We start from the raw sequence: 25,932 nt of genomic DNA on the forward strand, positions 1-25,932 counted from the left end.
CAGGTACTGAGCAGGTGAGGACGCCCGTCGAGGGCGTGCACTACCTGGTCCGCCGGAGCGAGGAGGTCCTCGACGCGCTGCCCGTCGCCGCCACCGACCGGGCGGCCGCCGCGGAACTTCCGCCGTGGCGCGCCGTGGAGCACGCCGCTTCGCGGACCCTGCTGCGGGCCCTGCTGCGGGAGATCGGCGAGGACCTCCGGGGCGGGCCGGTCGCCGCCCTCCCGAGCGGCCGGCCGTACCTGCCCGACCGGCCCGACCTGGGCGTGAGCCTCTCGCACTCCTCGGGCTGGGTCGCCGTGGCCGTCGGCAGGAACCGTGACGTCGGGGTCGACGTGCAGGCCCCGTACGCCGTCGGCGAGCGCATGCTGCGGCTGTGCTGCGCGCCCGGCGACGCCGAGGCGCTGTCCGGCATGCCCGAGGCCCGGCGCAGACGGGAGTTCGCCTGGATCTTCACCGTCCAGGAGGCGTGCGTGAAGGCCGTCGGCGCGGGGTTCTCCGGCCGCCCGTGGAGCGTGCCGGTGGCGCTCGGACAGCGGAGGGGCGAGTGGGGGCGGGGCGACGGGGAGCGGGTCGGCTGGTGCGCCCCTCGCGGCCCGGAGCCGGTGCCGGCCGGCTGCGCCTGGACCGAGCGGGAGGTGCCGGGAGGTGTTCCGACAGGTGGGCGCCGGTGGCGGTGACGGGCTGTGAGCCCGTAGAACACCACCAGCAACCGGTACGCGGAACGAGAGGGCATCATGAGCGCCACCACAGAAGCCACCGCCGATCCGACGGGCCGCGGTGACGGCCTGGCCGTCACCGAGCGGACCCGGCTGCGGCGGATGCGCGAGAAGGGCAGCCACCGGCGGGCCGATCTGGACGCCGTGCTCGCGGCGGGTTTCCTCTGTCACCTCGGGGTCCCCGTCGACGGGACGACGATGGTCGTGCCCACCGCGTACGGCGTGGACGGCGACCGGCTCTACCTCCACGGTTGGGTCGCCAGCCGCAGTCTGGTCCAGGCCCCCGACACCACGGTCTGCGTCACGGTCACCCACGTCGACGGCCTCGTCCTCGCCCGCTCCGTCTTCGAGCACGGCGTGAACTACCGCTGCGCGATGGTCTACGGCATACCGCGGATCGTGACCGACCCGGAGGAGAAGCTGCGCGGGCTGCGGGCGCTCACCGAGCAGAGCTCGCCGGGTCAGTGGGAGTACGTGCGGCAGCCCAGCCGCAAGGAGCTCGCCGCGACCTCCGTCCTCGCGCTCGACCTCACCGAGGCCTCGGTGAAGACCCGCAGCGGACCGCCGGACGACGGCGACTCAGAGGACGCGGCGCTCGGCCTCTGGGCGGGTGTCCTGCCCGTCGTGACCACCTTCGGCGAGCCGGTCACCGACCCCGTCCTGCCCGAGGATCTGGCGGTGCCCGCGCACGTCGCCGAGCGCGCCGGACGCGTGCTGGGCGAGTAGGGGCGTACAGGCGGGAGTAAGGGAGCGAGGGTGGTCAGGCCGGGGCGGTGTCCTCCGCCGGGGCCTGGACGGTCAGGCGGCTGAGGTGGCCCTCGTCCGCCAGGACGTCCACCGAGGTGATCCGGCCGTCGAGCACGGTGAAGGAGAAGACGGTGTGGACGGTGCCGGGCGGTCCGCCGCGGCTCAGGACCAGGCCGGCCGCCCCGTCCACCAGAGCCGGGCGGGCCTCCAGGATCCGCCCGGCGAGGGCCGGGGCCACCTGCCCCGCCCCGTGCGCGGGCCGCACCCCGGCTCGTACGGCGGTGGGGTCGGCCCGCAGCGCCACGTCCGGGTCGAGGAGCGCGCGCAGCGCCTCGGAGTCCCGGGCCCGCGCGGCCGCCAGGCAGGCGGCGACGGTCTCCCGCTGGCGTGCCGGGTCGGGTTCCGGCATCTCCTCGGCGCCCTGGACCCGGTGCCGGGCATGGGCGGCGAGCTGGCGGGCGGCGGCCGGGGTGCGTTCCAGGATCCGGGCGGTCTCCTCGTACGGGACGTCGAACAGGTCGTGGAGGACGAAGGCGAGCCGCTCGGGCGGGGTGAGCGTGTCCAGGGCCGTCAGGAGGGCGGGGTCGGGGCCCGCCGGGTCATGCGGGACCGGGGCCCAGGGATCCCAGGGGGCCGTCCGGTGGGTCTCGCGTGCGCGGAGCCGTTCCAGGCAGACCCGGGCCAGGGCGTCGAGCACCCGTCCGCCGGCGACGGGACGGCGGGCGGTCGCCCGTACCGAGCCCCGTACCGACGTCCGTACGGGCTCAGGTGCCGACTCCGGCATCGACGCGTGGACCGCTTCCCGTACCGACTCGCGTACCGCGTCCCGTACCGCCTCATCGGCCTCGTCGGACGAGCCGAGCAGCCGGTACGCCACGGCCTTCAGCCGCGGCCCGCGCTCCTCGGCGTGGGCGGCGAGGTCGTCGTCGTCATCCACGGGTCGTGACCTCCGGGTCGGGGACGGGTCGGGGACGGGTCGGCGTACGGCCGTCGTCGGGGCGCCCTCAGGGACGCCCCGGCGCGGCCGGGGGTGCGCACGGCGTCAGTCGCCGTGGCCGGTGCCTCCGCTGCCGAAGCCGCCGCTGGAGATTCCGCCCCACTTGCGCTTCTCCTCGCTCGGCGGGTCCGGAGAGGTCTCGGTGCCCGACGTGCCGGGGCCCTTGAGCTCGTACGGCATGAGGCGGTGCTCGCCGTCGTTCCGCGGCATCTCCGCGGGCCTGCGGTACTCCGACATCTCACCGGGCAACTGGTCGGTGTCCGGCCGGTGTGGCTGCTCCTCCGGCTTGGGCGTGGGGGATTCGCGGTCGCGGATCCGGTAGCCGAGCCAAAAGGCGCCGATGAGTATCGCGACGAGGACGAGTCCGCCGAGAACCTGTCCGAGGCCCGACTGCCAAACCCCAGCGGCCAGGGCCTCTGCTGCGCTGAGAGTGTTCATACTTCAGGATTACCCGATTCCGCTTCTTTGGACCCGTCGAGCGGGTCCACCTCGAAGATTTCCTCGGCATTCGCTGAAACATTTCCGCACCCCCGTCGCGTCAATGAGGTGTACGGCGACCACACCACGTGACCGCGAGGGAAAGGAGGGGCATGAGAAAGTCCCGCGCGGACGAGTTCCTGGAGTTCGCCTCCGCACGCACGGGGCACCTGTTCCGTTCCGCATGCCTGCTGACCAGCGGCGACACCCATCTCGCCGAGGACCTCACGCAGGAGACGCTCGGCCGGATGTACGCCCTGTGGGGCCGGATGGCACGGATCGGCAACCCCGCCGCGTACGCCCAGACCGTGCTCGTCCGGACGTTCCTCAGCCACCAGAGGCGCCGCTCGGCCACCGAGCGCCCCCTCGGCGAGCTGCCCGACCGCGCACCCGAGAACGGCGAGGACCCGGCACTCCGGATCGCGCTGCTCGACGCGCTCGCCGGACTCGCACCCAAGGACCGGGCGGTCGTGGTGCTGCGGTACTGGGAGGACCGCAGCATCGAGGAGACCGCCGACGCCCTGCACGTCAGCTCGGCGGCGGTCCGCACCCGCTCCGTACGGGCGCTCGCCAAGCTGCGCGAACGGCTCGGCGGCAACATCGCGGAGTTCGCCACCCGCTGACCCGCAGGCCCGCCGACCGCAGGCCCGCTCCCCTTCATCAGACGTCACATCCACGAACCGGAAACGGTGGTTTCGGCATGTCCCAGAACGAAGGTTCCCCGCACGAGGGCTTCGAGGAAGAGCTCGGCGCGGTCCTGCGCAGCACCGGCGAAGGCTTCTCCGTCGACGGCCGGCGCGAGCTCGTCACGGGCGGACTCACCCGCGGCCGGCGCCGCCTGGTGCGCCGCCGCCTCGCGGTGACCGGCGGTGCCCTCGCGCTCGCCGCCGTCGGCATCGGTGGCGTGTACGGCGGGTCGCTGCTCAGCCCCAGCGGGAAGGCGACGTCCGCCGGTGTGGCCGCGGCTCCCAAGCCGACCGGCGATACCGCAGAGGCCACGGAGCCGAGTCAGGAGGAGAAGCGGCGCCTGGCGCAGATGGAGGCGCAGATCCCGGTCAAGGACATCGCGGCCGCGATCCAGGCCAACACCCCTGCGGGAAACTGGCAGTTCGAGAACCTGGACGCCAAGGGCCAGCACGCCCTCGGGATCTACGACGACGGCGACGGCAAGGCCGCCGTCTCCGTCGGCCTCAACCGCTCCGCCGGTGGCGACGGCGAGGCGGGCGCGGGGCAGGTCGAGTGCCCGAGCAAGGTCCACGTCCCCTTCGACAAGTGCACCACCGAACGGCTGCCGGGCGGTGACCGGCTGATGATCATCCAGGGGTACGAGTACCCCGACAAGCGCGAGGAGACCAAGAACTGGCGGGCGGTCCTGCTCACCAAGGACGGCTTCCTGATCGACGCGAGCGAGTACAACGCCGCCGCCCAGAAGGGTGCCGAGATCAGCCGCGAGAACCCGCCCTTCACCGCATCCCAGCTGAAGGCCCTCGTCACGTCCGAGGACTGGCGCCCGCTGCTCCGGCAGCTGCCCACGCCCGTGCGGGCGAAGCCCTCCTCGGGCACGGCCCAGCGGCCCGCCGGGCCGGCCGGCGAAGCCGTCCAGGCCACCCTGCGCTCCCTGCTGCCCAAGGGGCTGAAGGTCACGGACGAGGGCGGCGAGGGCGAGTACGGCTTCGTGGTCGTCGACGACGGCAAGGGCAAGAGCTTCGTCCAGATCAACGTCCAGCCGAACATGAAGGGCGCGGCCGACTCCATCTTCGGCAGCGGAGACGTCACCGTCCTGCCCGACGGCCGCAAGGTCAAGCTCACCCAGCAGCCCGGCGAGAAGGGCGGTTCCGGTGTCGTCATGTGGACCGCCGACACCATCACGCACACGGGCTTCCGGGTCGTCGTCTCCGGCTTCAACACCGGTGCGCAGCACGAGCCCGCCACGCGCGCCGAGCCCGCGCTGACGATGGAGCAGCTGAAGGCCATCGCGCTGAGCCTGAGGTGGCAGACGCTCCCCATGAAGTAACTCCTGAGCCTACGGGGGAGCAGGGGAGGGGTGGCGGGCTCGGCCCGCCACCCCTCCCCGCGCGTCTACTTGGCGTCCGCGTACCGCTCGACCGTCGCCGTCGTGAACGGGAACCGCACCGGCGTCTCCCCGAACGCGATCCGCCCCGCCTCGTCCCCGGCCGCCCTGATCGCGGCCGTCACCGCCTCCGCCTCCTCCGCGGGGCAGTGCACGATCACCTCGTCGTGCTGGAAGAAGACCAGCTCCGCCCGCATCCCCCGAAGGGCCCGCCGCAGCGACGCCAGCATCAGCAGCGCCCAGTCGGCGGCGCTTCCCTGCACGACGAAGTTCCGGGTGAAGCGGCCGCGCGCCCGGGCGTTCCCCGAGGCGTATCCCGGGACGAACTCGCCCTCCGCCGCCACCGGTTCGCCGCCCTCCTGGGGCAGCCCGGCCTCGTCGTCGTCGCCCGCGCCGACCGCCCGCGGGCTGGTCCTGCCGAGCCAGGTCCGGACGAGCCGGCCGTCCTCGCCGGCCTTCGCCGCGTCGTCGACATAGGCCACCGCCAGCGGGAAGCGGCGCCGCAGCGCCGCCAGGTTCTTCAGGCCGTCGCCGCTGGTCTGCCCGTAGATCGCGCCGAGCAGCGCGATCTTCGCGTGGTCCCGGTCGCCGGAGAAGGCCCGGTCCGACAGGCGCGTGTACAGGTCGTCGGGGTGGCCCGCGACCTCCATCAGACCCGGGTCCCGGGAGATCGCGGCGAGGACGCGCGGCTCCATCTGGTCGGCGTCCGCGACCACGAGCCGCCAGCCCTCGTCGGCGACCACCGCCCGCCGGATCACCTTCGGGATCTGGAGCGCCCCGCCGCCGTTGGTCGTCCAGCGACCGCTGACCGTGCCGCCCGGCAGGTACTCGGGCCGGAAGCGGCCGTCGCGGACCCAGTCGGCCAGCCACGACCAGCCGTGCGCCGTCCAGATCCGGTACAGCTTCTTGTACGCGATCAGCGGCTCCACCGCCGGGTGGTCGACCTCCTCCAGCTCCCATCGGCGGGTGGACTTCAGCCGGATGCCGGCCTGCTGGAACGCCTTGACCACGTCGGCGGGCAGGTCCGGCCGGACCCGCCGCCCGAACGCCGCGGACACCTCGTCCGCGAGCTCGGCGAGGCGGCGCGGCTCGCCCCCGCCCGCGTACCGCTCGCCGAGCAGCTCGTGCAGCAGGTCGCGGTGCACGTCCGCCCGCCACGGCAGCCCCGCCCGGTGCATCTCGGCGGCGACCAGCATCCCCGCCGACTCGGCGGCCGTGAGCAGCCGCATCCTGCCCGGGTGCTCGGCCCGATCGTGACGGGCGAGCTGCTCCGCGTAGACCGCGAGGAGCCCCTCGAAGGGCACGGACGCGACCGGCCGCGGCTCGAAGAGCGAGTCCTGCGAACCGGGCTCGGCGGCGCGCTGCGGCGGATCGGGCGGCACGGGGGCGTTCCGCAGGCGCGCCCAGGCCGCCGCCGCCGAGCGGGGCTCCCCGAGCCGTCCCTCGTGCCCGAGGAGGAGCTGCTCGGCGTCCTCCACGTCGTAGCACCGCTCGACCCGTACCCCGGCGGCGAGCAGCCGGGGATACACCTCGGCCGTCGACCGCCACACCCAGCGGGCCACGTCGGGCCGGGCGCGCACGGCGGCCACCAGGTCGGGCTCGCGCCGCACCTCCCCGGCGGGCAGCCCGTCCTGGCCGAGCGGCACGAGCAGCGCCCCGTCCCCCTCGGCCTCGGCGGCCAGCGCCCACCTCTCGCTCATGGGTGCGAGTCTGGCACCCGCCACTGACAGCGCCGGGTCACGACATCAGCCGACCGCCGGACCGGCCCTACGCCGCCGCGTGGAAGAGGGCGGCGGCCTCGCCGCGCGAGTCGACGCCCAGCTTGTTCAGGATGTTCGCGACGTGGAACTTCACCGTCGACTCGCTGATGTGCAGCTCCTCGGCGATCCGCCGGTTCCGGTGCCCGAGCGCCAGGTGCCGCAGCACTTCCACCTCCCGCTCGCCGAGCCCGGTCAGCGGGTGCGCCGCCTCGACCGGCGCCTCCGGGGTCGCCAGCGGGACGACCGCCGTGATCGTGGTGCCCCAGCCCGGCACCACGTCCATGTCGAGCCGCCCGCCGAGCACGTCGAGACGGTCCCGGATGCTGCCCGCCCCCAGGTCGCACGGGGCCAGGGCGCCCGCCCCGTCGTCCCGCACCGAGGCCCTCAGCTCGTGCTCGGTCAGCTGCCAGCCGACGTGGACCCGGCGCACGGAGTCCTGCTCCAGGACGATCAGGAGCAGCGCCCGGACGATCGCCCGCGCGCTGTGCGCGACGTCCGCCGCGAGCGACCGGTCGGAGTCCGGCGCGCCCAGGTCGAGCCGGACCGCGCTGTGCCGCAGCATCGGCCGCAGCTCGCCGGCGAGCCGCTCGAAGGCGTCCCGCGCGGGCTCCTCGGCGAGTGCGCGGTCCCGTCGCTGCTCGGCCCGCATCTCGATCAGCGCCGCGGCGGCCAGGTCGGTCGCGGTCGTCCGGGCCGTCGTGTCGTCGAGGGCCCGGCTGCGCAGCACCCCGAGGACGCCGGAGAGCGCCGCCGCGTGCGCGGTCGACAGCTCCGCGATGACCCGGGCCCGGGTGTCGGCCGCCGCGCGCGAACGGGCCAGGGCCCCCGGCATGGCCTCCGTCGCGAACCGGTCGAAGTGGCTGGTGACCAGGTTCCACAGGGCCTGCGCCACGGCCAGCTCGGCCGCGCCCGCCGGGGCGGCGCCGTCCTCCCGTACGAGCACGAGGACCGCCCCGCGCCGGGTCGCGTCGCTCTTCACGGCGACGACCTCGCGCGCCCGGCCGCCGATCGTCGCGACGCCCTGCCAGGGGTTCCCGGGGACGCCCGCCAGGAGCAGCGGCGTCAGTTCGGCGCCGGTCAGCAGCTCCGTACCGCCGAGGGACTTGAAGGGGGAGTGGGCGCAGTGGGTGGAGAGTTCGGCGGCGTCCACGTGCGGGATCAGCGGGGCGAGGGCGGCGGAGACCTTGGGGAGGATCCCGCCGAGCGGCTGCCGGAGGATCTCGTACGCGGAGGTCAGGGTGAGCGCGTCCATGCGGTTCAGCGTACGGGGGCGAGGCCTGGCCCCGGCCGGTCTTTCGGACAGGTGGGACTGGCCGTTCGGAGGGCGGGGAGAGGAGGGGGCGGGCCGCAGGCTGGAGCACGTCGAGGAACGACAGATCCGCGAACGGAATCCCGAACGGGATCCTGAACGGGATACGTGAACGGGCAGCGCTGGAGGCTGAGATGGAAGCGATCGTGTACGAGGAGTTCGGTGGCCCCGAGGTGCTGCGCCACGCGACCGGCGTCGCCGTGCCCGAGCCCGGCCCCGGCGAGGTCCGGGTGAAGGTGGCGGCGGTGGGCGTCAACCCGGTGGACTGGAAGCGGCGTTACGGCTGGGTCGAGGAGTTCTACCCGACGACCTTCCCCGCCGTCCCAGGCCTGGAGTTCGCCGGCACCGTCGACGCGCTGGGCGCGGGCGTCACCGACCTGGCCGTCGGCGACGAGGTCCTCGGCTGGACGAAGACCGGCTCCTACGCCGAGTACGCCATCGCCGGCACCGTCGCGCCCAAGCCCGCCGAGCTCTCCTGGGAGGCCGCCGCGAGCCTGCCGGTGGCCGGGGAGACGGCCCAGCGGGTCCTGGACCTGATCGGCGTACGGGAGGGCGAGACGCTCTTCCTGCACGGGGCGGCGGGCGTCGTCGGCTCGGTGGCCGTCCAGCTCGCCGTCGCGGCCGGCATCACGGTCGTCGGCAGCGCCTCGGAGTCCAACCACGCGTACCTGCGGGAGCTCGGCGCGATCCCGGTGGCGTACGGGGACGGGCTGGCCGAGCGGGTCCGGGCGGCCGCGCCGGGCGGCGTCGACGCGGTCTTCGACGCGGCGGGGCACGGCGTGCTGCCGGTCGCGATCGAGCTCCTGGGCGGGGAGGGCACGGCGCGGAAGGAGCGGATCGCGACGATCGCGGCGACGGACGCGGCGGAGCACGGGATCGCCTTCTCGGGCGTCACCGGCGCCCCGGACGCCGTACGCGCCGCGCTGACCGCCCAGGCCCGGCAGGCGGTGGAGGGCACCCTCGCGGTCCGGCTCGCCGACACGCTCCCCCTGAAGGAGGCGGCCCGCGCCCAGGAACTGAGCGAATCGGGCCACGTGCGGGGTAAGTTGGTGCTGGTCCCGTAGGGCCCGACCCGGTCGGTAAGTCGGTGGAGGCGGTCCGCGGACGGTGAGAGGATCCCTCCGCTGTGAGGCCCGGACCCGACCGCGGAAGGCGACGACGACGATGATGTACGCGATACCCCTGGGGGACGACGGCGCGGAGCTGCGGCCGCTCGAACCGTGGCAGGCCGAGGAGTTCCTGGCGCACATGGACCGGGGGCGGGACTTCATCGGCGCCCGCAACGGCCTGCCCGACGTCGTGACCGACCTGGAGTCGAGCCGCGCCTTCCTCAAGCTGTACGCGGAGAAGGTGGCGACCGACACGGGCAGGATCTGCGGCATCTGGTCGGCGGAGGGGACGCTCGTCGGCGCCGTCATCCTCCGGACGCTGAACACCGCGAGCGGCAGGGCCGAGGCGGGCTGCTGGCTGGAACCGGCGGGGGTCGGCAAGGGCCTGGTGACCCGGGCCGCGCGGGCGCTCGTCGACTGGGCGATCGAGGTACGGGGCATCCGCCGCGTGGAGTGGGTGGTCTCCTCCGGCAACGAGCCGAGCATCGCCGTCGCCCGGCGCCTCGGCATGACGCGCGACGGCGTCCTGCGCGAGAGCTACGCCTACCGGGGCGAGGTGCACGACGAGGAGGTCTGGTCGGTCCTCGCGTCGGAGTGGCGCGCGGCGAAGCCGGCCGACTCCGCTCCGGCCGCCCCGGCTTCGTAGGGCTCCCGGCGGCCCCTCCACGCGCGCGTGGAGGGGCGGTGACCCGGCTCCGACCCTTGTCACCGCCCCGTGTCCCACCATCGCCGCTCAGCGCGTGAGGCGCCACGCGGGGAGGGCCGACGCGGTGACCGCGACCGCCGCGCAGACCGCCGCCGCGGCGCCGACCGTGGCCCAGGGGAGGACCAGGGCGACCGGGGCCGAGAGGGCCGCCAGGCCCGCGCCCAGGGTGCCGAGGACGGCCGCCGTCACCGCGAGGCCGAGCAGTGCCCCGATCGCGGTGGCGAGCGCCGCCTCGCCCGTGACCACCCGCAGGATCTGGGCCCGGGTGGCGCCGGCCAGCCGGAGGGAGGCCAGTTCCCCGCCGCGTACGGAGGTCGCCATGAGGAGCGTGTTGGCGAGGCCGATCACCGTGTAGACGAGGGCGATGCCGAGGACCAGGATCATGCCGAGCCGGGTCTGCGGACTGCTCGGCGGATGGTCGGCCGCGGCCCACGCGTCGGCGGTCCTGACGGTCCCGCCGCTCGCCTCCAGGGCCCGCACGGTGGCCGCGCCGCCGCCGCGCGCCTCGATCCGGTCGAGGGCGGCGCCGGGTGCGTTCGCCCGGGTGACGTACGGTCCGTTGTCGCCGGTCCCGAGCGCGAGGACGGCCACGACCCGGAGCCGTACGGGACCGCTCCCGTCCGCGCGCCAGATCTCTACGGTCTCGCCGATCCGGTGCCGCTCGAACTCCTCGTTGACGACGATCGACCGGTCGTCGAGGTCCCGCAGGTCCCCCGCGACGACGGGCAGCCGCGCGAGCTCCGCGAAGGCCGCCGGGTCGGCGACCGCCCGCGCCCCGTACTTGACGACGGCCTCGGCCCCGTCCCGTACGAAGAGGGAGGTCGACGCGGTGGGCGAGAGGACGGCCCCGTCCGGGGCTCCTGTCACCGCCCTCAACTCCGCCCCGCTCACCACGTACTGAGCGGCCGTCTGCTCCCGCGCCTCGACGCCCCGCGTCCGGGTGACGCTCGCCGCCGACCCGAAGAGCGTCCCGGCGAGCGCCACGGTCACGAGGACGGGCGCGGCGACCGCGGCGGTACGGCGCACGGAGGCGGCGCTGTTCTCCCGTACGAGCGTCCCCACGGCCCCGCGCGACCGCAGCAGGCGCGCCACGGGCCGGACCAGGAGCGGGGAGAGCAGCGCGACGCCGCCGATCAGGAGCATCGGGAGGGTCGTGTACGTCTTCCGCTTGAGCAGCTCGGACGGTTCGGTGACGCACGTCCAGACGAGCAGCCCGAGCCCCGTGACCAGCAGCCCCGTACCGAGCAGGGCCCGGCCGAGCGGCAGGACGTCGGTGTCGACGTCCGCCTCGCGGAGCGCGGCCGTCGGGCCGACCTTCCCGGCCCGGCGGGACGCGGCGACGGCCCCGGCGAGGGCGACGGTCAGACCCGTCCAGAAGGCGAGGTGGAAGGGCCAGGTCGCGTCGCCGACCGCGAACCACTCGGGTGCGAGGCCGTCGTCGACGAGTGTCCGGGCGAGCAGGGGCGCGCCGAGGGCGCCGAGCGCGCACCCGGTGGCGGAGGCGAGCACGCCGAGCGCCGTCGCCTCGGCGAGGAGCATGCGGCGGACCTGCCCGGGGGTGGCTCCGGCGGTGCGGAGCAGGCCGAACTCGCGGCGCCGCAGGGCGACCGCGAAGGCGAAGGTGGAGGCGACGACGAAGACCGAGACGAAGGCGGTGACGCCGCCGGTGGTGCCGAGGAGGGCGTTGAGGCCGACGAGGGCCTGGGCGTCCCGCTCGGGGTCGGGGTCGGCGTTGCGCCGTTCGTCGCCGGTGAGGACCTGGGCGCGGTCGCCGACCAGGGCCCGGACCTCGGCGGCGGGGGCGTCGACGCCGACGGCGTCGGGACCGCCGGAGGTGGTGAGGGTCCAGCGGGTGCGGAGCTCGCGCAGGAGTTCTTTGTCCACAGGCTGTGGATAGTCGAGCCGCTGCGATACGGGGACGGTGTCGGGCCCGCGTCGCACGTCGAGCGTCAGCCGGTCCTGGCCCTGGACGACGACGGGCGAGGAGGCGAACCGCTGGGGAGAACGCTCGGGCGCGTGGAAAGTGGCGGAGAGACCGAGGCCCATGGTCGCGAGCAGCCCGACGCCGAGGGCGAGGGCGAGGAAACCGCCGAGGAAGGAGGCCCAGCGGGCGCGGAGCCCGGAGAGGACGACGATCAGCATGCGGGGCTCCCCACGCGGTCGCCGGAGGCCTCGAGCCCCGCCATCCGGGCAGCGACCGACTCCACCGTCGGCGCCGCCAGTTCGCCCGCGAGGCGGCCGTCGACCAGGAAGACCACCCGGTCCGCGCGTGCCGCCGCCACCGGGTCGTGGGTGACCATGACGATCGTCTGGCCGTCCTCGTCGACGAGCCGGCGCAGCATGGCCAGGACCTCGCGGCTCGTCGTCGAGTCGAGCGCGCCCGTCGGCTCGTCCCCGAAGAGGACGGCGGGCCTGGTGATCAACGCCCGGGCGATCGCGACCCGTTGCTGCTGCCCGCCGGAGAGCTCCCCGGGCCGGTGCCGTTCCCGCCCGGCGAGGCCGACGCGGGCGAGGGCCTCCCTCACCTCCGTGCGGGAGGGCCGGCGGCCGGCGAGGCGGAGCGGCAGGGCCACGTTCTGCGCGGCGGTCAGGCTGGGCAGCAGGTTGAAGGACTGGAAGACGAAGCCGATCCGGTCCCGCCGCAGCAGGGTCAGGCGCCGCTCGCTCAGCCCCTCCAGGGCGGTGCCTCCGACCTCGACGCTCCCGGAGGTGGGCCGGTCCAGCCCGGCCGCGCACTGGAGCAGCGTGGACTTGCCGGAGCCCGAGGGGCCCATGACGGCGGTGAAGGTCCCGGCGGCGAAGTCGAGGTCGACGCCGTCGAGGGCGCGGACGTCACGGTGGTGGCGGGTGAGCCCCCGGAGCCGTACAGCGGGAGCGGTCGTGGTCGTGGTCTTCGGCAGGGTCTTCGTCATGGCTCAAGCGAACCGTTTCCGCCCCCGCCGATCACGACCACTGCCGGGCGTCCGGAAGGTAGGGCCAGGCCTACCCCTCCCGTACGGCCTTCACGAACACGTCCAGCGCGTCCAGGGGTTCGCGCCCGCCGAGCAGCACGCGCAGGTCGCTCTCGACGCCCGTACCGTCCAGGAAGCCGTGCGCGATCGCCGAGTACGTGCTCGCCAGCATCGGCACCTGGAAGGGCACGGCCCCGGAGGCGGCGACGGCGGCGCGGGCATCCGCGAGCGAGCCCGGGGCGTACGTGGCGCCCAGGGCCTCCGCGAGGTCGGCGCCGCCGAGGGGGCGCTCGCCGACGAGCTCGTAGACGCGGTTGCGGTGGGCGGCGGGGTCCGTGGCGACGGCGACGGCGACGTCGGCGAGGTCCGCGCGGGCGACGGCGGCGAGCCTGCCCTCGCCGAGGGGCCCGGTGATGCGGTTCTCGGCGTCGGGGGCGGCGATCCAGGTGAGGAACTCCGCGTAGAGGCCGTTGCGGAGGATCGTCCAGTCGAGCGTGGCGGACCGCCGGAGCCGCCGCTCCGTCCAGCGGTGGGCGAGCGCGTACGTCAGGTGGTCGCCGTCGCCGGAGAGACTCGTGTAGACGACGTGCCGGACGCCGGCCCGCTCGGCGGCGGAGATCGCGGCCTCGTGGCGGGCGACGACCGTGTCGTCCTCCCCGTACCCGGCGGAGACGAGGAGCAGGGTGTCGACCCCGGCGAAGGCCTCCGGCAGGGTCCCGGGCGCGTCGAAGTCGACGCGGCGGGTGCCGGGCAGTCCGGCGGGGGTGGCCTCGGCCGCCCGGGTGCCGAGGACGACGTCGTCGCGGCCGGCGAGACGGGCGGCGACGAGAGAGCCGAGGGCGCCGGAGACACCGGTGACGAGCAGCATGTTTTTCCCCCAGGGGTCGAGATGGCTGAGACCGCTGAGACCATCGTGGGGGGACGGGAAAGATCGCGGAAGGAGGCACTTCTATGTCGGCAGGGCACACGGAGGTAACCACGGAGCCGGCCGCCGGGCCGGTGGTGACCTGCGCTGACGAGTGCGGGGTACGGGACGTGCAGGATCGTCTCGGCGACAAGTGGACGGTGCACGTGGTCGTCGAACTCGCCCCGGGGGCACGGCGGTTCCGCGAGCTCCAGCGGCTGGTCCCGGGGATATCGCAGCGGATGCTGACCCTGACGCTGCGCCGCCTCGAACGCGACGGTCTCGTCTCGCGTACCGTCCACCCGACGACCCCGCCGCAGGTGGAGTACGCGCTGACCGGGACCGGCCACAGCATGACCCACCTGATCAAGCAGCTGGTCGACTGGTCGCTCGACCACCGTGCGGTGATCGCCCGGTCGCGCGAGGAATGGGACACGAGGACGGCGTGAGCGGCACCACGATCATCGACAAGGCCTTCGAGGCGCTGTACGCGAGCGACGACGCCTCGCTCGACACGGCGGCCTCGCTGCTCGCCGCCGCCGACCGGGCCGCGGACGCGGAACTGACCCGGCGCGGCGAGGAGTTCGTACGGACGCTGTGGGGGAGGGGCTGGCAGCCGGCGGACCTGGCCCGCACGGTCCGCCGCGAACTCGCGGACGAACACGTCCGCCTCCTGGCGGCCCTGATCAGAGCGGAAACGGCCGGCTACGAGCGACTGCCCCACCGCTGGCAGGCACAGCTGGACGAACTGGCCGACTCCACGGTCCGGCCGACGGACCGCTTCTCGTACGCGACGACCGTCCTGGAGCTGTACCGGATCCTGGTCCGGCTCCCGAGGCTCGACGCGGTCGGCCCGGTCCCGGGGGAGGTACTGCCGCCGCCGACGGCCGGGGAGCCGCGGATGCTCGCCCGGATCAGAGCACTGCTCGCGAAAGCGGAGGCCACCGGCTACCCGGAGGAGGCCGAGGCACTCACGGCCAAGGCCCAGGAGCTGATGGCGCGGCACAGCCTGGACGAGGCGACGCTCGCGGCGGGCGCGCCGTCGCCGGAGACGCCAGGCGCGATCCGGATCGGTGTGGAGCCGCCGTACGAGCAGGCGAAGGCGATCCTGCTGGACGCGGTGGCGACGGCGAACCACTGCCGGGCGGTGTGGAACGAGGCGTACGGCTTCTCGACGGTGGTCGGCTTCGAGGCGGACCTCGATCCGGTGGAGCTGCTGTACACGTCGCTGCTCGTGCAGGGGACGGCGGCGATGACACGGGCGGAGGCGGAGCAGCGGGCGGGCGGCCGGAAGCGTACGAAGTCGTTCCGCCAGTCCTTCCTCCTCGCCTACGCCAACCGCCTCGGCACCCGGCTGTCGGCGACGTCCCGCCGGGTCGCCGCCGAGGCCCCGACGCTCCTCCCGGCCCTCGCGTCCCGCGACCTCGCGGTCACGAACCGCACGGACGAACTCTTCCCGGAGACCCGGACGACCAGGGTCCGAGCGGCCTGGGACGAGGACGGCTGGACCCACGGCGCCACAGCAGCGGACAAGGCAGGCCTCCACCCCGACCGCCGCCACCTCCCGTAGGCGCGCCAGGACCCCGGGGGGCGGGCCCCGGCCCGCCCGCGGGGTGGGGGAGAAATGCCCGTTTCGTGCGCGTTCGCGGATACGCTCAGGGCCATGAGTTGGCTCCGGGCCCTGAAGGAGACCGCCCGCTCGGGGCTCACCGTCGAGCGCCCGCGGCTCGAACCCGTCATCGCCGCCCGCGGCGCCCTCGGACTCGCCCTCGTCGTCGGCCTCTCGCTCGCCCTCTTCGGCCCCGCAGTCGCCGTCTCCTCCGCCTTCGGCGCCTTCCAGGCGGCCATCGCCACCTTCCAGCGCTCCTGGCGCCCCCGCCCCACCCTCGCCCTCGCCTCCGGCGCCAGCCTCGCCGTGTCGACGTTCCTCGGCTACGTCACCGGCGCCGGCGCGCACCCGGCCCTCTTCCTCGCCCTGCTCCTGCTCTGGACGTTCCTGTCGGGGCTCGCCTGGGCCGCCGGCCCCACCGCCGGCATCATCGCCTCCTCCAACGTGGCGATGATGCTCGTGACGGTCACCCTCCCCACCTCCGTCGCCACCGCCGCCGGCCATGCCGCCATGATCTTCGCGGGCGGGTTCGTCCAGGCCGCCCTCGTCGTCCTCCTCCCCGTCCGCCGCTGGGGCGCCCAGCGCGACGCCCTCGCCGACGCGCTGGCCGCCGAGGCGGACTACGCCCGCCGCCTCCGCCACGACCCGGTCGCCCCCTTCGACCCCGTACCGCTCATGACCGCCCGCAACGCCGCCGCCGTGACCCCCCGCCAGGCCCGCAGCCGCCCGGCGGAGCTGCACGGCGCGCGCGGGCTCGCCGAGCGGATCCGCCCGGTCCTCGCCTCGCTCGCGGACCCGGCCGTCGGCGTGCCCGAGGAGGGGCCGCAGCGGGAGCGCGTACGGGAACTGCTGGCCGCCGCCGGCGCCCTCCTCGACGCCGCCGCGCACGCGATCCGGCACGGCGAGCCGGTCACCCTCCCCCCGGCCGCCCTCGCCGCCCTCCGTACCCCCGACACCGGCGCGATCCTCTCCGGCCCTTCCCGCCGCGCCGCCGTCCGCCTCGCCGCCCTGCTCGGCGACGTCGTCGAGACGGCGGAACCCCGCACCGAGACGAACCCCGCGGAGGGCGCCGCCCGCTCCCGCCCGACCATGGTCCGGCTCGCGCCGATCGTCCTCGCCACGATGCGCGCCGAACTGCGCCCCGACTCCCCGATCCTGCGCCACGCCGTCCGCGTCTCGGTGGTCACGGCCGCCGGCTACCTCCTCGGCGCCGCGCTCCCCTTCGGCCACGGCTACTGGGCGCCGATGGCCTCCGTCATGGTGATGCGGCCGGACTTCACACAGACGTACGCCCGCTCCGTGGCCCGCTTCGGCGGCACGCTCGTCGGCGTGGCGCTCGCGACGGCGGTCGTCCGAACGGCCCACCCCGGCCTGTACCTGTCCGCCGCGCTCGCGGTGCTGTGCGCCTTCGGCATGTACCTGCTGATGCGCACGGGGTACGCGGTCGCCCAGGTCTGCGTCGCCGCGTACGTCGTCTTCCTGCTCGGCATGGACGGCGCCGGCCTCACCCAGACGGTCCGCGAGCGCGTGCTGCTGACCCTGCTCGGCGGGCTGCTCGCCACGCTCTCCTACGCCGTCTACCCGGCCTGGGAGACGCCCCGGCTGCGCGGCCGGCTCGCGGACTGGCTGACGGCGTCGGGCCGGTACGCCGCCGCCGTCGCCGCCCGGTACGCCGAACCCGCCGGCCAGTCCCGCCCCGACGTCCGGGAGGCGCTCCTCGCCGCCCGCGCCGCCCGCGTGGCCTGGCAGGAGGCGGTGGCCCGGGCGACCCACGAGCCGGTACGCCACCGGGGGCTCTCGCACGCCACGGCGGAGGAGGCCGGGCACGCCCTGGCGGAGTTCGGCCGGGCCGCGATGCTCCTGGAGGCGCACCTGCCGGACCGCGGCGCCGCACCGCTGCCCGCCGCCGCGACCCTCGCGGAAGCCCTGCACCGCACGACGGAGCAGGGGGCGAAGGACGTACGGGAACGCAGGGAGCCGCACTGGGACGACCTCCGGGAGACCGTCGCCGCCTGGTCGGCCGACCCGCCGGACCACTTCCTCCTCGACAAGGGCGCACGGCTGCTCCTCGACGCCCTGGACGAGCTCACGGCGGCACTGGCGCCCGCCACACCGGCGCGCTAGAACGAATTCCGGGATCGTGTCATCCGGCGGAGGCCCGACCGGAGTTGAAAGAAGTGAACACCTCGGAAGACGGTCGCAGGCGACCGAGACGATCCAGGAGCAACCGCATGAAGACGTACCTGTCGGCCCTTGTCGCCGTGGCGGCCGCGGCCACCATCGCCGCGCCGGCGTCGGCGTCGGCGACCGCCGTGACCGAGACCGTGACCGCCGAGACCACCACCACAGCGGCGGCGAAGACCCTCACGACGGCCCCCGCCCCCACCCCCATCCGTACCGTCCGCCCCGGTGAGCGCGTCGACGCCGGACAGGGCTGGACCGTGTGGCTGACGAGGGAGGGCAAGCACTGGTCGGGCCCGGACGGTTACGAGAACTTCCGCAGCGTGGTCGACGGCAACATCGACCGGACCCAGCCGGGTGTGAGCCACCAGAGCGAGGGCGACGAGAACGGCGTCTTCCACTCCGGCCTCTACTACGGGACCCGTGACGCGGGCCGCGTCGAACTGACCGACGCGGACGGCCGCAAGACCGTCGCCACCCTCGTCGCCCTGCCCGGCCGCTCCGACTGGGGCGTCTGGTACGTCCACACCGGACCGACCCAGGGCAGCCCGGCCGTCGCGCTGTACGACCGCTCCGGCAAGCTCCTGGCCGACCTTCCGGCCTGGGACTTCTGACCGGGGAGCTTCTGGCCGGCGGGATCCGTCCGGCGGCACCCATGAATGTGGGCGGGGCCCGGCACGGGGCTGGCCCCGCCCCTCTCCTCCACCGAACGATCGCGAGGTCCGACACCGTGCCGCAGCACGAGCCCGCAGCCGGGGACACCGCCTTCGCCCGGGACGACGCCGCCGCCGACGCCGTGGACGACGCCGACGCCGTGGACGAAGCCGTCGACGGGGACGACGGCTTCGCCGACTTCGCCGTCGCCGCCTGGCCCCGGCTCGTCCGCACGGCCCAACTGCTGACCGGCGACTTCCACGAGGCGGAGGACCTGGTCCAGACGACGCTGGCCAAGGTGTACGGGCGGTGGCGGCGCGTCCCCCGGAGCGAGATCGACCTCTACGTGCGCCGGGCCCTCGTCAACAACAACCTCAGCCGCATCCGCCGCAAGCGGGTCGCCCTGCTCCTCACGCCGGTGCTCCCCGAGTCGCTCCGGAACACGTACGCGGGACATGCCGAGGCCGTCGAACAACGCACCGCGCTCCAGGAGGCGTTAGCGGACCTGACCGCCCGCCAGCGCGCGGTGATGGTGCTCCGCTACTGGGAGGACCTCACCGAGCAGGAGATCGCGAGTGTGCTCAACTGCTCGCTCGGCACGGTCAAGACGCACGCGAGACGCGGCCTGGCCGCGCTGCGCACCCACCCCCGGCTCGTCGCCGCCCCCGTCCCGTACGCCCCCGCCCCGTCCGGAGCCCACCGATGACCACCCCCGAATCCGCACCCGATCCGGACACCGGCCATGAGAGCGAAGCCGACACCGGCGACAGCGACAGTACTGACGCCGAAGTCGACCGGATCCGCGAGGCGTTCGCGCGAGAGGCCTTCGACGTCACCCCGGGCCCGGTGCCGCTGGAGGCCGTCCGGCGCGCGGGCCGGTCGCTCCGCCGCCGCCGTACGGCGACCTTCTCGGCGCTGTCGGTCGTCGCGGCGGCGACGGCCGTGGCGGCGGTCGTCGCCGTGACGTACACGGGCCCGTCCCTGCCGACCCCGGCCCAGGCGGCCGCTCCACCGGCCACGGTCACCCCTCAGGTCCCGCCGCCCACGTCCCGCGCCACGCCCACACGGACGGCGGCGCGGACGCCGACGCCGGTCCGGGTCGTGGCCTCCGGCGAGCGCGTCGACGCCGGGAAGGGCTGGAAGATCTGGCTGACGTCCCAGGGCAAGCACTGGACGGGGCCGGACGGGTACGAGAACACCCGCAGCGTGACCGACGGCAACGTCGACACGGCCGCGCCCGGCGTGAGCCACCAGAGCGAGTCGTCGGCGGCGGGCGGCTTCCACTCGGGTCTGTACTACGGGACCCGCGCGGTGGGCCGGGTCGAGCTGACGGGCTCCGGGGGCGGCAGGACCACCGCGACCCTGCTCGAACTGCCGGGCCGGCCCGGCTGGGGCGTCTGGTACGCGCACACCGGGCCGTCGGGCGGGGAGGCCTCCGTGGCGATGTACGACCGCGCGGGCGAGCTCCTCACGAACCTCCCGGGCTGACCGCGACCGCCGGGCTCCCCTTCACCACGACGCCTTCCGCACCCCCGGCAGGAAGCCCGCGTGCGCCTGCTCCCTCATCCGGACCCGGGACAGCCCGAACCTCCGCAGGTGGCCCCGGGGCCTGCCGTCCACCGCGTCCCGGTTGCGCACCCGGGTCGCGCTCGCGTCCCGGGGTTGGCGGCCGAGTTCCCGTACCGCCGCCGCGCGGTCCGCGGCGGGGGTGGAGGGGCGGCGGACGATCTCCTTCAGCTCGGCCCGCCGCTCGGCGTACCGCGCCACGACGGTCTTCCGCCGCTCGTTGCGTGCGATCTTGCTCCGCTTGGCCATCAGACCCTCACCCCGCGCGCCCGGATGCGGGCCACGGCGGCCTCCACGCCGATGGCGTCGACGGTCTTGATCGCGCGGGCGCTGAGCGTGAGCCGGACGTACCGGCCCTCGCCGGCGAGCCAGTACCGCTTGCGCTGGATGTTGGGGTCGAAGCGCCGCGAGGTGCGCCGGTGGGAGTGCGAGATCCGGTTGCCGAATCCGGGCCGCGCGCCGGTCAGCTGGCAGTGGGCGGACAAGGGTGACCTACCTCTCCGTAGAGCTCTCCGCAGAGAAACCCAGAAACTGGAAATGGGAACCATTTTCATTTACTCTACACATCATGGCACGCAACGAACTCCGTCCCCTCGTCAAACTCCGGTCCACCGCCGGCACCGGATTCACCTACGTCACCCGCAAGAACCGCCGCAACGACCCCGACCGCCTCACCCTGCGCAAGTTCGACCCGGTCGTCCGCCGTCACGTCGACTTCCGAGAGGAGCGCTGAGCCCCATGAAGCCCGGCATCCACCCCCCGTACGCCCCCGTCGTCTTCCGCGACAAGACCGGCGGCCTCTCCTTCCTCACCCGCTCCACCCTCACCAGCGACAAGACCGTGGAGTGGGAGGACGGGCGCACCTACCCCGTCGTCGACGTCGAGATCTCCTCGGCGAGCCACCCCTTCTACACCGGCACCGCGCGCGTGCTCGACACCGCCGGCCGCGTCGAGCGCTTCGAGAAGCGGTACGGACCGCGCGAGGCCCGCTGATGTTCTCCGTCGCCCTCGTCGGAGGACTCCACTCCGACGCCCGCCGCGCCGCCGTGGACCGGCTCCTGGCCGACGTCCCCGGCGGCGTGGCGCTCCACCACGACCTCGCGACGGCCCCCGCCACCGGGACCGTCGCCCGTACCGTCCGGGACGCCACCGGCGTCCTGTCCACCGGCGAGACGCCGCTCGTCAACGACTGCGCCTGCTGCGCCCTGCGCGAGGACCTCGTCCCCGAGCTGGAGCGGCTCCGCGACTCCGGCCTCACCCGGCTCGCCGTCGTCGAGCTCTGGGACTCCGTCGAGCCCAAGGCGATGGCCGAGGTCGTCGCCGCCGCCGGGTTCCGCATCGGCGCCGTCGTCACCGCCGTCGACCCGGCGCTCCTCCTGCCCTTCCTCGGCAACGGCGACGACCTCGCCGATGTCGGTCTCGCCGCGGCCGCCACCGACCGGCGCACCGTCGCCGACACCTGGGCGCGCCAGCTGGAGTACGCGCCCGTTCTCGCCGTCGCCGCGAGCCCCGAGGCCGACGCCGAGGACCTGGCACTGCTCGACCAGCTCCATCCCACCGCCCGCCGGATCCCCGTCGAGGGCGGCGGTCTTGCCGCCGCGGTCTTCGCCGGCTTCGACGTGGAGGCCGCGGCCGCCGCCCAGCACCCGGCCTGCGCGCTGCTGCCGCAGGACGCGGACGAGCACGGCGTGGCCACGTACGTCTGGCGCCACCACCGGCCCTTCCACCCCGAGCGGCTCTGGTCCGCCCTGGAGGACCTGACCTGCGCCGCCGCCCGCAGTCGCGGCCGCTTCTATCTGGCCGACCGGCCCGACACCCTGCTCGCGTGGGAGGCGGCGGGCGGCGCGCTGTGCGTGGAGAGCGCCGGTCCCTGGCTGGCGTCGCTGCCCGACGCGGCCTGGGAGATGGTCCCGCCGGTACGGCGGGCCGCCGCGGCCCTCGACTGGCACCCCGAGCACGGTGACCGCTGCCAGCACCTGGTCTTCACCTCGCCCGGCCTGGACCGTGACGGCCTGGCCGAGCTCCTCGGCTCCTGTCTGCTCACGGACGCCGAGTACGCCGCCGGGCGCGAGTCCTGGAAGGGGCTCGCCTCCGCGTTCGACACCCTCCTGGAGGTCTGATCCATGCCCGCCAAGCCCCCGCGCAAGCCCTCGCGCACCTCCCCGCACAACTCCCCGCGAAAGTCGGTGAAGGCGCGACCCAACCCGCTCGACCGCGACGACGTCCTCTATGTCGACTACAAGGACACGGCCCTGCTGCGGACGTTCGTCTCCGACCGGGGGAAGATCAGGAGCCGTAGGGTGACCCGGGTGAGCGCGCAGCAGCAACGGCAGATCGCGAGGGCCGTGAAGAACGCCCGCGAGATGGCACTTCTGCCGTACTCCTCGGTAGCACGCTGAGTCGCGTAGCCACTACGCCACCCCTCGTGCACGTGCATCTGCTCATGCATCGGCATATGAACACAGCTATGATCCGAGGAAGTTGACACCTGCACCAAGCAATTCGGGGAGCTACCAGTGCATCATGCGCATCACGCGTACAACGGCATGGCGGCCACGGAGCTGCGAGGCGTCGTGTGGCAGAAGAGCAGGCACAGCAACTCCCAGGGGTCCTGCGTGGAGTTCGCGAAACTTCCGGGGGGAAACGTTGCCGTACGCAATTCGCGCCACCCCGACGGACCCGCGCTCGTCTACACGCCGGCGGAGATAGAGGCGCTCCTGCTCGGCGTCAAGGACGGGGAGTTCGACCACTTGGTGTGAGTCCGGTGTCACGAGGGACACGGATGACGGACGAAGGGCCCCGGCGGCGACCGCCGGGGCCCTTCGTCCATGCATGCCTACGGATGCCGGTCAGGTGCCGCCTACTGCTCCGGACCGACCCGGAACAGCGCCCACACGACCTTGCCCTGGAGCGTCCCGGCGAGCGGGTGCCATCCCCAGCTGTCGCTGAACGCCTCCACCAGGAAGAGTCCGCGCCCCGACTCGGCGGCGAAGTCCTCCTCGCCGCCGCGTGCCTCCGGGCTCGCCCCGCTCGGGTCGCGCACGGCGCACACCAGGCGCGAGGCCCAGCGCATGAGGTGCAGCCTCACGGGCGGGTTCTGGCCGTCTTCCTGGGGCGCGTCGGCGGGCACCGCGTGCCGCAGCGCGTTGGTGACGAGCTCGGACACGACCAGGGCCACATCGTCGAAGCGGTCGGCCATGTCCCAGCGGTCGAGCGTCGCGCTGGTGAACTTCCGGGCTCCGCGCACGGCTTCGAACCGGGCGGGCAGAGCGCAGGAAGCGGAGGTGGAGACGGCGCCGGGATCGATCGGCGGAAGGCCCTGCCGTAACGGCTCGAGCACGGTCGATCCATTCGTCCCCATGCGAGGCACTCCCGGGAATCGCGACTGTGGTGCGACAACACGACAACACGAACGAGTACGCGGCTGCGCGGGGTCCATGGTTCCGAATGCGACCACTGGATGCAAGGGCAGATGCACGTGCACGCGCCGGACCTGTCCGTCCCTGTGGCGAATCTGTGCATATCTTCTGCGGGTTGACGGGCGAATCCGCGCGTCCCCACCCTGGATGCGCCCCCCGATGCGCCCCGTTCCGTCGAGCAGGTGCCCGGAAGTCGCCCTCTTTCCGTAATCGAATGTGTACGCGCTGAAGCGTTTGGTGGCAGAATCCGGGGCTCGACGGGGGCTCGACACCGGTAAAGGGGAGGCTGAGAGCCGTGACCGCAGTGACCGCAGGCGAATCGAGCGGAGCGAGCGGGAGCGTGGTCCGGCGCATCCTGCTCGGCTCCCAGCTGAGGAGGTTGCGCGAGTCGCGCGGAATCACCCGCGAGGCCGCCGGATACTCGATCCGCGCGTCCGAATCCAAGATCAGCCGTATGGAGTTGGGACGGGTGAGCTTCAAGGCCAGGGACATCGAGGATCTGCTCACCCTCTACGGAGTCGGCGACGAGACCGAGCGCGGCGCGCTCCTCGGCCTCGCCCGCGAGGCCAACGTCACCGGCTGGTGGCACAGCTTCGGCGACGTCCTGCCCGGCTGGTTCCCCACCTACATCGGACTCGAAGGCGCCGCCTCCCTCATCCGCGTCTACGAAGTCCAGTTCATCCACGGCCTGTTGCAGACCGAGGCGTACGCCCACGCCGTCGTCACCCGGGGCATGCCCGAGGCCCCGCGCGCCGAGATCGACCGCCGCGTCGCCCTGCGCCTGGAGCGCCAGAAGGTCCTCGTCTCCGAGCGGGCCCCGCAGTTCCACGCCGTCCTCGACGAGGCCGCGCTGCGCCGTCCCTACGGCGACCGCTCCGTCATGCAGGGGCAGTTGAGGCATCTCATCGAGATCTCCGAGCACCCCGGGGTCACGCTCCAGGTCATGCCCTTCAGCTTCGGCGGTCACGCCGGTGAGAGCGGCGCCTTCACGATGCTGAGCTTCCCCGAATCCGACCTCTCCGACATCGTCTACCTGGAGCAGCTCACCAGCGCCCTCTACGTCGACAAGCGCGAGGAGGTCGCCCAGTACCAGCGCGTGATGGAGCGCCTCCAGAAGGACAGTCCGGATCCGGCCGAAAGCCGCGACCTTCTTCGGGGACTCCTCCAACTCTCCTGACACATCAGTACGATGACGCCACATCAGTCTGATCGCAGGTAGCGGGTAGAGGGGTCTCCACCATGTCGCACTTCACCGACCTGGCCCACCAGTACATCGACGGCGAGTGGAAGCCGGGCAGCGGCTCGTGGGACATCATCGACTTCAACCCGTACACCGGGGAGAAGCTCGCGTCGATCACCATCGCCACCGTCGACGAGGTCGACCGCGCCTACCGCGCCGCCGAGCGCGCGCAGGCCGAGTGGGCCGCGACCAACCCGTACACGCGCCGGCTCGTCTTCGAGCGCGCGCTGCGGATCGTCGAGGACCGCGAGGCGGAGATCGCCGAGACGATCGTCGCCGAGCTCGGCGGCACCCGCCTCAAGGCCGCCTTCGAGCTGCACCTCGCCAAGGAGTTCCTGCGCGAGGCGATCCAGCTGGCGCTGCGCCCCGAGGGCCGGATCCTGCCCTCGCCGGTCGACGGCAAGGAGAACCGCGTCTACCGCCTCCCGGTCGGTGTCGTCGGCGTCATCTCCCCCTTCAACTTCCCCTTCCTCCTCTCGATCAAGTCCGTGGCGCCCGCGCTCGCCCTCGGCAACGCGGTCGTCCTCAAGCCGCACCAGAACACCCCGATCTGCGGCGGTACGCTCGTCGCCAAGGTCCTGGAGGAGGCCGGCCTCCCGGCCGGTCTGCTGAACGTCGTCGTCACCGACATCGCCGAGATCGGCGACGCGCTCCTCACCCACCCCGTCCCGAAGGTCATCTCCTTCACCGGCTCCGACAAGGTCGGCCGCCACGTCGCCACGGTCTGCGCGCAGAACTTCAAGCACGCCGTCCTCGAACTCGGCGGCAACAGCGCCCTGATCGTCCTCGACGACGCCGACGTGGACTACGCGGTGGACGCGGCCGTCTTCAGCCGCTTCGTGCACCAGGGCCAGGTCTGCATGGCCGCCAACCGCATCCTGGTGGACCGCCGCCTGGAGGCGGAGTTCACCGAGAAGTTCGTGGCCAAGGTGAAGACCCTGCGGGTCGGTGACCCGGCCGACCCCGCCACCCACATCGGCCCGCTGATCAACTCCCAGCAGGCGGAGGCCGTCTCCTCGGTCGTCGACCAGGCGGTCGCGGCCGGCGCGACGGCGCTGCTGCACGGCTCGGTCGACGGGAACGTCGTCTCCCCGTCCGTCCTGGCCGGCATCCCGGCCGACTCGCCCGTGCTGAGCCAGGAGATCTTCGGCCCGGTCGCGCTCATCGTCCCCTTCGACGGCGAGGAGGAGGCCGTACGGATCGCCAACGACACCCCGTACGGGCTGAGCGGTGCCGTGCACACCGGGGACGTCGAGCGGGGCGTACGGGTCGCGCAGCGCATCCACACCGGCATGATCCACATCAACGACGGCACCGTGCACGACGAGCCGATCGTGCCCTTCGGCGGCGAGAAGCACTCGGGCATCGGACGGCTCAACGGCGACGCGATGGTGGACGCCTTCACCACGCAGAAGTGGATCTCGATCCAGCACGGCCGGAGCCGTTTCCCCTTCTAGGGCGTCTAGGACAGAAACTGTCCGCAAGGGTCCGTAGCGTGAGGGGTGTCGGAAAAGCT

At 73.9% G+C, this 25,932-nt stretch carries 29 protein-coding genes; 19 read left to right on the top strand and 10 right to left on the bottom strand.

Annotated elements, in window-relative coordinates; genetic code table 11:
* Window positions 1-14 precede the first annotated feature (14 nt).
* Entirely contained in the window at window positions 15-677 is a 663-nt protein-coding gene (locus tag ACIBG6_RS20105) for a 4'-phosphopantetheinyl transferase family protein (RefSeq protein ID WP_399223914.1), read from the top strand.
* 57 nt (window positions 678-734) lie between these two features.
* The gene (locus tag ACIBG6_RS20110) at window positions 735-1,442 is read left to right on the top strand and encodes a pyridoxamine 5'-phosphate oxidase family protein (RefSeq protein ID WP_399223915.1); all 708 of its coding nucleotides are present in this window, start codon (window positions 735-737) and stop codon (window positions 1,440-1,442) included.
* A 34-nt stretch (window positions 1,443-1,476) separates the two neighbouring features.
* Here the strand turns inward: ACIBG6_RS20110 and ACIBG6_RS20115 are convergent, their stop codons facing one another.
* A complete protein-coding gene (locus ACIBG6_RS20115) occupies window positions 1,477-2,400 on the bottom strand; it encodes a sigma factor-like helix-turn-helix DNA-binding protein (protein ID WP_399223916.1) in 924 nt (307 codons plus the stop codon).
* 105 nt (window positions 2,401-2,505) lie between these two features.
* Window positions 2,506-2,898, bottom strand: a complete 393-nt coding sequence (locus ACIBG6_RS20120) for a DUF6479 family protein (protein WP_399223917.1) — start codon at window positions 2,896-2,898, stop codon at window positions 2,506-2,508.
* Between the two features lie 152 nt (window positions 2,899-3,050).
* Here ACIBG6_RS20120 and ACIBG6_RS20125 point away from each other — a divergent pair, with 152 nt between their 5' ends.
* Both ACIBG6_RS20125 and ACIBG6_RS20130 read left to right on the top strand, forming a co-directional pair.
* Window positions 3,051-3,560, top strand: coding sequence for a SigE family RNA polymerase sigma factor (locus tag ACIBG6_RS20125; RefSeq protein ID WP_317596626.1), 510 nt, complete (start codon window positions 3,051-3,053; stop codon window positions 3,558-3,560).
* Between the two features lie 77 nt (window positions 3,561-3,637).
* Window positions 3,638-4,951, top strand: coding sequence for a hypothetical protein (locus ACIBG6_RS20130; RefSeq protein WP_399223918.1), 1,314 nt, complete (start codon window positions 3,638-3,640; stop codon window positions 4,949-4,951).
* 65 nt (window positions 4,952-5,016) lie between these two features.
* On the opposite strand, the gene ACIBG6_RS20135 is transcribed toward ACIBG6_RS20130, so the two are convergent.
* Both ACIBG6_RS20135 and ACIBG6_RS20140 read right to left on the bottom strand, forming a co-directional pair.
* A complete protein-coding gene (locus ACIBG6_RS20135; protein WP_399223919.1) occupies window positions 5,017-6,708 on the bottom strand; it encodes a bifunctional 3'-5' exonuclease/DNA polymerase in 1,692 nt (563 codons plus the stop codon).
* 67 nt (window positions 6,709-6,775) lie between these two features.
* On the bottom strand, window positions 6,776-8,020 hold the full coding sequence (locus tag ACIBG6_RS20140; RefSeq protein ID WP_399223920.1) for a LuxR C-terminal-related transcriptional regulator: 1,245 nt from the start codon (window positions 8,018-8,020) through the stop codon (window positions 6,776-6,778).
* Between the two features lie 191 nt (window positions 8,021-8,211).
* Between ACIBG6_RS20140 and ACIBG6_RS20145 the strand changes: the two genes are divergently transcribed.
* Both ACIBG6_RS20145 and ACIBG6_RS20150 read left to right on the top strand, forming a co-directional pair.
* A complete protein-coding gene (locus ACIBG6_RS20145) occupies window positions 8,212-9,141 on the top strand; it encodes an NADP-dependent oxidoreductase (RefSeq protein WP_399223921.1) in 930 nt (309 codons plus the stop codon).
* Window positions 9,142-9,244: 103 nt separating this feature from the next.
* Complete coding sequence (locus tag ACIBG6_RS20150; protein WP_399224031.1) at window positions 9,245-9,832, top strand: GNAT family N-acetyltransferase; 588 nt, start codon at window positions 9,245-9,247, stop codon at window positions 9,830-9,832.
* 87 nt (window positions 9,833-9,919) lie between these two features.
* Here ACIBG6_RS20150 and ACIBG6_RS20155 read toward each other — a convergent pair whose 3' ends face one another.
* The 3 genes from ACIBG6_RS20155 to ACIBG6_RS20165 form a co-directional block, all read right to left on the bottom strand.
* On the bottom strand, window positions 9,920-12,034 hold the full coding sequence (locus ACIBG6_RS20155; protein WP_399223922.1) for an ABC transporter permease: 2,115 nt from the start codon (window positions 12,032-12,034) through the stop codon (window positions 9,920-9,922).
* Window positions 12,028-12,804: an ABC transporter ATP-binding protein gene (locus ACIBG6_RS20160; protein WP_399223923.1), complete on the bottom strand. Its 777-nt coding sequence runs from the start codon at window positions 12,802-12,804 to the stop codon at window positions 12,028-12,030. The genes ACIBG6_RS20155 and ACIBG6_RS20160 overlap by 7 nt, the downstream gene beginning before the upstream one ends.
* A 70-nt stretch (window positions 12,805-12,874) precedes the next feature.
* On the bottom strand, window positions 12,875-13,711 hold the full coding sequence (locus tag ACIBG6_RS20165; RefSeq protein WP_399223924.1) for an NAD(P)H-binding protein: 837 nt from the start codon (window positions 13,709-13,711) through the stop codon (window positions 12,875-12,877).
* A gap of 83 nt (window positions 13,712-13,794) precedes the next feature.
* Here ACIBG6_RS20165 and ACIBG6_RS20170 point away from each other — a divergent pair, with 83 nt between their 5' ends.
* From ACIBG6_RS20170 to ACIBG6_RS20195, 6 genes are all read left to right on the top strand, one after another.
* The gene (locus ACIBG6_RS20170) at window positions 13,795-14,196 is read left to right on the top strand and encodes a winged helix-turn-helix transcriptional regulator (protein ID WP_399223925.1); all 402 of its coding nucleotides are present in this window, start codon (window positions 13,795-13,797) and stop codon (window positions 14,194-14,196) included.
* A complete protein-coding gene (locus tag ACIBG6_RS20175) occupies window positions 14,175-15,317 on the top strand; it encodes a DUF2786 domain-containing protein (protein WP_399223926.1) in 1,143 nt (380 codons plus the stop codon). Before ACIBG6_RS20170 ends, ACIBG6_RS20175 begins: the two co-directional genes overlap by 22 nt.
* Before the next feature lie 93 nt (window positions 15,318-15,410).
* Window positions 15,411-17,480 carry an FUSC family protein gene (locus tag ACIBG6_RS20180; protein WP_399223927.1) on the top strand — a complete coding sequence of 690 codons (2,070 nt, stop codon included), beginning with the start codon at window positions 15,411-15,413 and terminating at the stop codon, window positions 17,478-17,480.
* Window positions 17,481-17,587: 107 nt separating this feature from the next.
* Window positions 17,588-18,151, top strand: coding sequence for a hypothetical protein (locus ACIBG6_RS20185; protein WP_399223928.1), 564 nt, complete (start codon window positions 17,588-17,590; stop codon window positions 18,149-18,151).
* Between the two features lie 200 nt (window positions 18,152-18,351).
* A complete protein-coding gene (locus ACIBG6_RS20190; RefSeq protein ID WP_399224032.1) occupies window positions 18,352-18,897 on the top strand; it encodes a SigE family RNA polymerase sigma factor in 546 nt (181 codons plus the stop codon).
* Window positions 18,894-19,679, top strand: a complete 786-nt coding sequence (locus tag ACIBG6_RS20195; protein WP_399223929.1) for a hypothetical protein — start codon at window positions 18,894-18,896, stop codon at window positions 19,677-19,679. The genes ACIBG6_RS20190 and ACIBG6_RS20195 overlap by 4 nt, the downstream gene beginning before the upstream one ends.
* Before the next feature lie 21 nt (window positions 19,680-19,700).
* On the opposite strand, the gene rpsN is transcribed toward ACIBG6_RS20195, so the two are convergent.
* Together rpsN and rpmB are read right to left on the bottom strand one after the other, a co-directional pair.
* Entirely contained in the window at window positions 19,701-20,006 is a 306-nt protein-coding gene (rpsN, locus tag ACIBG6_RS20200; RefSeq protein WP_317596602.1) for a 30S ribosomal protein S14, read from the bottom strand.
* Entirely contained in the window at window positions 20,006-20,242 is a 237-nt protein-coding gene (gene rpmB / locus ACIBG6_RS20205) for a 50S ribosomal protein L28 (RefSeq protein ID WP_056652779.1), read from the bottom strand. The genes rpsN and rpmB overlap by 1 nt, the downstream gene beginning before the upstream one ends.
* An 83-nt stretch (window positions 20,243-20,325) precedes the next feature.
* Between rpmB and rpmG the strand changes: the two genes are divergently transcribed.
* The 5 genes from rpmG to ACIBG6_RS20230 all read left to right on the top strand — a co-directional run bounded on the left by rpmG (window position 20,326) and on the right by ACIBG6_RS20230 (window position 22,516).
* Window positions 20,326-20,490 (top strand): 50S ribosomal protein L33, encoded by a 165-nt coding sequence (gene rpmG, locus ACIBG6_RS20210; protein WP_329622682.1) that lies wholly within the window; start codon window positions 20,326-20,328, stop codon window positions 20,488-20,490.
* Window positions 20,491-20,495: 5 nt separating this feature from the next.
* On the top strand, window positions 20,496-20,750 hold the full coding sequence (locus tag ACIBG6_RS20215; RefSeq protein ID WP_399223930.1) for a type B 50S ribosomal protein L31: 255 nt from the start codon (window positions 20,496-20,498) through the stop codon (window positions 20,748-20,750).
* Window positions 20,750-21,877, top strand: coding sequence for a CobW family GTP-binding protein (locus tag ACIBG6_RS20220; RefSeq protein ID WP_399223931.1), 1,128 nt, complete (start codon window positions 20,750-20,752; stop codon window positions 21,875-21,877). The genes ACIBG6_RS20215 and ACIBG6_RS20220 overlap by 1 nt, the downstream gene beginning before the upstream one ends.
* A 3-nt stretch (window positions 21,878-21,880) precedes the next feature.
* Window positions 21,881-22,156: a 30S ribosomal protein S18 gene (gene rpsR / locus ACIBG6_RS20225; protein WP_399223932.1), complete on the top strand. Its 276-nt coding sequence runs from the start codon at window positions 21,881-21,883 to the stop codon at window positions 22,154-22,156.
* A 147-nt stretch (window positions 22,157-22,303) separates the two neighbouring features.
* Entirely contained in the window at window positions 22,304-22,516 is a 213-nt protein-coding gene (locus ACIBG6_RS20230) for a DUF397 domain-containing protein (RefSeq protein ID WP_030219358.1), read from the top strand.
* A 101-nt stretch (window positions 22,517-22,617) separates the two neighbouring features.
* Here ACIBG6_RS20230 and ACIBG6_RS20235 read toward each other — a convergent pair whose 3' ends face one another.
* Entirely contained in the window at window positions 22,618-23,118 is a 501-nt protein-coding gene (locus tag ACIBG6_RS20235; RefSeq protein WP_399223933.1) for an ATP-binding protein, read from the bottom strand.
* A gap of 362 nt (window positions 23,119-23,480) precedes the next feature.
* Between ACIBG6_RS20235 and ACIBG6_RS20240 the strand changes: the two genes are divergently transcribed.
* Both ACIBG6_RS20240 and ACIBG6_RS20245 read left to right on the top strand, forming a co-directional pair.
* Window positions 23,481-24,353, top strand: coding sequence for a helix-turn-helix transcriptional regulator (locus ACIBG6_RS20240; protein ID WP_329625651.1), 873 nt, complete (start codon window positions 23,481-23,483; stop codon window positions 24,351-24,353).
* A 62-nt stretch (window positions 24,354-24,415) separates the two neighbouring features.
* Complete coding sequence (locus ACIBG6_RS20245) at window positions 24,416-25,873, top strand: aldehyde dehydrogenase family protein (protein ID WP_399223934.1); 1,458 nt, start codon at window positions 24,416-24,418, stop codon at window positions 25,871-25,873.
* The last annotated feature ends 59 nt before the right edge of the window (window positions 25,874-25,932 follow it).

This window comes from Streptomyces sp. NPDC050842 (assembly GCF_044456565.1).
In the GTDB taxonomy this organism is placed as follows: domain Bacteria; phylum Actinomycetota; class Actinomycetes; order Streptomycetales; family Streptomycetaceae; genus Streptomyces.

Coding starts and splice junctions, on each gene's coding strand:
- ACIBG6_RS20110 (WP_399223915.1), top strand. CDS start 735: ATGAGCGCCACCACAGAAGCCACCGCCGATCCGACGGGCCGCGGTGAC.
- ACIBG6_RS20120 (WP_399223917.1), bottom strand. CDS start 2,898: ATGAACACTCTCAGCGCAGCAGAGGCCCTGGCCGCTGGGGTTTGGCAG.
- ACIBG6_RS20125 (WP_317596626.1), top strand. CDS start 3,051: ATGAGAAAGTCCCGCGCGGACGAGTTCCTGGAGTTCGCCTCCGCACGC.
- ACIBG6_RS20130 (WP_399223918.1), top strand. CDS start 3,638: ATGTCCCAGAACGAAGGTTCCCCGCACGAGGGCTTCGAGGAAGAGCTC.
- ACIBG6_RS20135 (WP_399223919.1), bottom strand. CDS start 6,708: ATGAGCGAGAGGTGGGCGCTGGCCGCCGAGGCCGAGGGGGACGGGGCG.
- ACIBG6_RS20140 (WP_399223920.1), bottom strand. CDS start 8,020: ATGGACGCGCTCACCCTGACCTCCGCGTACGAGATCCTCCGGCAGCCG.
- ACIBG6_RS20145 (WP_399223921.1), top strand. CDS start 8,212: ATGGAAGCGATCGTGTACGAGGAGTTCGGTGGCCCCGAGGTGCTGCGC.
- ACIBG6_RS20150 (WP_399224031.1), top strand. CDS start 9,245: ATGTACGCGATACCCCTGGGGGACGACGGCGCGGAGCTGCGGCCGCTC.
- ACIBG6_RS20155 (WP_399223922.1), bottom strand. CDS start 12,034: ATGCTGATCGTCGTCCTCTCCGGGCTCCGCGCCCGCTGGGCCTCCTTC.
- ACIBG6_RS20160 (WP_399223923.1), bottom strand. CDS start 12,804: ATGACGAAGACCCTGCCGAAGACCACGACCACGACCGCTCCCGCTGTA.
- ACIBG6_RS20165 (WP_399223924.1), bottom strand. CDS start 13,711: ATGCTGCTCGTCACCGGTGTCTCCGGCGCCCTCGGCTCTCTCGTCGCC.
- ACIBG6_RS20170 (WP_399223925.1), top strand. CDS start 13,795: ATGTCGGCAGGGCACACGGAGGTAACCACGGAGCCGGCCGCCGGGCCG.
- ACIBG6_RS20175 (WP_399223926.1), top strand. CDS start 14,175: ATGGGACACGAGGACGGCGTGAGCGGCACCACGATCATCGACAAGGCC.
- ACIBG6_RS20180 (WP_399223927.1), top strand. CDS start 15,411: ATGAGTTGGCTCCGGGCCCTGAAGGAGACCGCCCGCTCGGGGCTCACC.
- ACIBG6_RS20185 (WP_399223928.1), top strand. CDS start 17,588: ATGAAGACGTACCTGTCGGCCCTTGTCGCCGTGGCGGCCGCGGCCACC.
- ACIBG6_RS20195 (WP_399223929.1), top strand. CDS start 18,894: ATGACCACCCCCGAATCCGCACCCGATCCGGACACCGGCCATGAGAGC.
- rpsN (WP_317596602.1), bottom strand. CDS start 20,006: ATGGCCAAGCGGAGCAAGATCGCACGCAACGAGCGGCGGAAGACCGTC.
- rpmG (WP_329622682.1), top strand. CDS start 20,326: ATGGCACGCAACGAACTCCGTCCCCTCGTCAAACTCCGGTCCACCGCC.
- ACIBG6_RS20215 (WP_399223930.1), top strand. CDS start 20,496: ATGAAGCCCGGCATCCACCCCCCGTACGCCCCCGTCGTCTTCCGCGAC.
- ACIBG6_RS20220 (WP_399223931.1), top strand. CDS start 20,750: ATGTTCTCCGTCGCCCTCGTCGGAGGACTCCACTCCGACGCCCGCCGC.
- rpsR (WP_399223932.1), top strand. CDS start 21,881: ATGCCCGCCAAGCCCCCGCGCAAGCCCTCGCGCACCTCCCCGCACAAC.
- ACIBG6_RS20230 (WP_030219358.1), top strand. CDS start 22,304: ATGGCGGCCACGGAGCTGCGAGGCGTCGTGTGGCAGAAGAGCAGGCAC.
- ACIBG6_RS20235 (WP_399223933.1), bottom strand. CDS start 23,118: ATGGGGACGAATGGATCGACCGTGCTCGAGCCGTTACGGCAGGGCCTT.
- ACIBG6_RS20245 (WP_399223934.1), top strand. CDS start 24,416: ATGTCGCACTTCACCGACCTGGCCCACCAGTACATCGACGGCGAGTGG.